This window comes from Skermanella sp. (genome assembly GCF_059503625.1).
This window is the reverse complement of record NZ_JCACHA010000198.1, coordinates 1-3,391: the sequence shown is the minus strand read 5'-3', so window position 1 is coordinate 3,391 and position 3,391 is coordinate 1. Positions and strand designations below refer to the sequence as shown.

Here is a 3,391-nt window from a genome sequence, read left to right as displayed (position 1 = left end):
ACTCATATTGCGAGCTCCAGCGCAACCCTTTTTGTCAACCCCGTGAGCAATCACTTCAAGGGAATGGAGCTGCACCCTAGCTGTTAGGATCGAACTGTTTCAAGAAGCTTCACCATCAAACTCCCACTGGCCGATCGGCTGGCGGCAGCTCTATCCAGGAGAATCCCGAAGTTTCTAACGTGTGGCTGATGTTCAATGATCCCATCAAATCAGAGAAATGGGCCGCAGGGAACTAACTGCTAGGCTCTATGCTCCTAATGATCGTGCAGGGCATCAAGGAATGCTCCAGAGCACTGTGGAACGAGATTGATGACGCTCATGGGGCCGGTACTCTATTTTCGTGGTTCTGAGGCCGGCGCGTGGCGCCTTTCGGCCTTGCTGGTAGCGCACGTAGAGCCGCCGCCATTGCTGACCAGGACCTGCCGTGCGATGCCGTTGCGCCTTGCCGAGCGATGCGGCTGCAGCCTCTGGCGCTACGACTTCACCTTACCGACACGTAGCTCGCCCTGCTGTCACGAGTACAGGGTGGGGGATCAGAGCTGGCACATTCACCTGCCGGCCACGGGTGCCCTTCGGCTAGCCTACGTGGCATGCAATGGGACGGAGGTGAAGAACCTCTGGACCTGCGGGCGGGAGCGCAATGAGCGCTGGCTGCACCTGGCGGCGGAACATGCGAAAAATCCCTTTCACCTGCTGCTTCACGGTGGCGATCAGCTCTATGCCGACGCGCTATGGCACGATGTTCCGGCATTTGCCGAGTGGCGGCAACAATCCTGGCACCAGCGACGAAACGCTTCCTTCACGCCCGGAATGGCCGAAGCAGCGCGCGACTTCTTCTGGAACAGCTACTGTCACCTGTGGAGCCAACCAGAGTTGGCGCCGCTCCTATCCTCTGTTCCATCGCTGATGATGTGGGACGACCACGACATTATCGACGGGTGGGGGAGCTACGCTGCGGATTGGTCAGAAAGCGCGATGTTCCAAGGGCTTTGGTCCGCGGCCCGGGAACATTTCGCCCTGTTCCAGCTCGCGGCGCACGCCTACGACCTGCCGGAGGGATTTACCGACCGTCGCGGAAAACAGTTCGCCTGGGCCTACCGCCTGGGCGAGATTGGCATCGTGGCTCCGGATCTGCGCTCCGAACGCACGCGCGACCGGGTCATGGGCGAGGCGGGATGGTGTGCCTTCAAGGCAAGTCTCGAGCACATGGCGGACTGCCGCCATGTCCTTCTCCTCTCCAGCGTGCCGCTGGTGCACGTGCACTTCCATGTGCTTGAGCGGCTGTTTGGCCACATTCCCGGGCACCAAGAATGGCAGGACGACCTGATCGATCAGTGGCCAAGTTTGGCGCACTGGGGCGAATGGACCTGCCTGCTGCGCACCCTGCTTCGCTTCTCGGCGGAACGGCGAGTACAGGTCACGTCCCTGTCGGGTGAAATTCACCTGGGATCCTGGGGCATGATCGAGAGCGGCACGACGGAGATCCATCAGCTCACCTCTTCAGGCATCGTTCACCCGCCGCCATCGGCCCTGGCCGTTGCCCTTCTCGAGCGAATTGGCGCCAAGCCGTTGCAGCCTGCCTCTGATCTCTCGGCAAGGCTGCTACCTCTACCCGGATTGGGCCGCCGCTTCATGCGTGCTCGAAACTGGCTGGAAATCGAGTTCACCGCAGCGGGCGATCTTACTGCAACGTGGCACGGCACAGGGGTGACAAGCCGCCTGACGATCGCAGACCATATCCATCGGATCGATCCGGGAACGATCCTCGATACGCCCTGCGTCCTCGACAGCAAGGATGAAAACGTCGATCGCTAAGTGACCTTGCCCGCGTGCAGCGCCTCCCATAGCGCCTGAGTTATGCCGCCAACGTTTCCTGCTGGCGACGCCAATTTTCCTCGAACGCCATCGGGTTCGTGTAGCCCAAGGTCGAATGCATTCTCTTCCGGTTGTAGAAGGCAAGCCAGTCGATGACCTCGTCCTGGGCCTGACGCCGTGTTTCAAAGTGCATATCGTGAAGCCGCTCGACCTTCAATGAACCGAAAAGAGTTTCCGTTACTGCGTTATCCCAACAGTTGCCCTTCCGGCTCATCGATGCGCGCATGGCGTAACCGCGCAAGGTCGCTTGAAACTCGCCGCTGGCGTATTGAGAGCCTTGATCGGAATGGAAGATCAAGCCTTCAGCCGGTCGGCGTCTGAACCACGCCATGGTAAGGGCATCAATGACGAGGTGTCGCGTCATACGCCTGCCCATCGCCCAGCCAACCACTTGCCGGCTGAACAGGTCGATGACGACGGCCAGGTACAACCATCCTTCCCGCGTAGCGAGTGGAGTAGGAAGCGCGTGAGCGCTTCCCCTCCCCGAACCGTACGTGCACCTTTCGGCGCATACGGCTCTCCATTCAACCTTGGCCCACGGCCATGGCGACATTGATGAGCCGGAGAAGGCGACCGAACCGACGGTTCGGGTCGCTTTCAGCCCATGTCGCGAGCTTGTGCTGCATTTCGCTGATTATCAAAGGTCTTCACCTCATTGGGTCAGGTAGTCTGCACTCCAAGCTGGTTGAACTGTCCTCCTTCGCCATGTGACAGGCTTTCCCTGCCTCGGACTACTACGAGGACTCCGCCAGCATGATGGACATCGGGGTCAATCCCTTGGCATTCCATCATGCCTTCCCTCGTTCATATGCTGGACGTCTCACGCACTGGGTCGGTTGCCGGTCGCAGTCCTTGTCCTTGCGTCCCGCAAGTCGATGCCGATGCCATGGCCTGGCTGCGTTCTCTCCATGGCTCCCCGCAGGTGCCCTACATATGCACCTGCGTTCGGATGCCGCCGACATACGTCTCCGGCGGCCTCATCAGCATTCCGCCTGTTAAGCCGTGTAGGCGAAGGCGACATTTCAGCCCTCGGATGCGGATTAACCGGTTCGTGTTCCTCAACCTTCCAGTGCTACAGCCTCGGGAACCATCTCGGCGTAACGGCTTCGCCTCAATTCCCTTTACCTGCGGGCTACGTCACCCTGCCAGTTGACGACAGGTCACCGCCGCTTGGGCTCATGCCCTCTCACAGCAGAGGGCAGGGCTTTCTTCATTTCCCTCCTTTCTCATCAGCATTCCAGCGATATGCACCCCGGACCATCCGGGACGAGGCGCACTGTATGTTATATCTCCGGTCCACACCAGATCAGGTCGCTCCGGCTGAAAGTCACGGTTCAACACGTTATCCGAAACCGGCAAGCCATGATTGCTGTCGGTCGTCGCTTTGTATTTCCGCTTCGAGCGTGCCCGAATGGCGTTGTCCCGCATCGTCGTGCGCACCCGCTCCTTGCCGACCCGAATGCCTCGGTGCCGCAGCTCACGCCAGATCCGAGGCCATCCATAGGCGCCCCTGGTT

1 protein-coding gene and 2 pseudogenes are annotated in these 3,391 nt (G+C 60.0%); 1 reads left to right on the top strand and 2 read right to left on the bottom strand.

What is annotated here, in order from left to right; all coding sequences use genetic code 11:
• Positions 1-309 precede the first annotated feature (309 nt).
• Positions 310-1,815, top strand: a complete 1,506-nt coding sequence (locus AC5JJ6_RS05080; protein WP_496040998.1) for an alkaline phosphatase D family protein — start codon at positions 310-312, stop codon at positions 1,813-1,815.
• A gap of 40 nt (positions 1,816-1,855) precedes the next feature.
• On the opposite strand, the pseudogene AC5JJ6_RS05075 reads toward AC5JJ6_RS05080, so the two are convergent.
• Positions 1,856-2,332 (bottom strand): annotated as a pseudogene (locus AC5JJ6_RS05075) (IS3 family transposase); the annotation flags it as partial.
• Between the two features lie 800 nt (positions 2,333-3,132).
• A pseudogene (locus AC5JJ6_RS05070) lies at positions 3,133-3,391 on the bottom strand (IS3 family transposase); the annotation flags it as partial.

Coding starts and splice junctions, on each gene's coding strand:
- AC5JJ6_RS05080 (WP_496040998.1), top strand. CDS start 310: ATGACGCTCATGGGGCCGGTACTCTATTTTCGTGGTTCTGAGGCCGGC.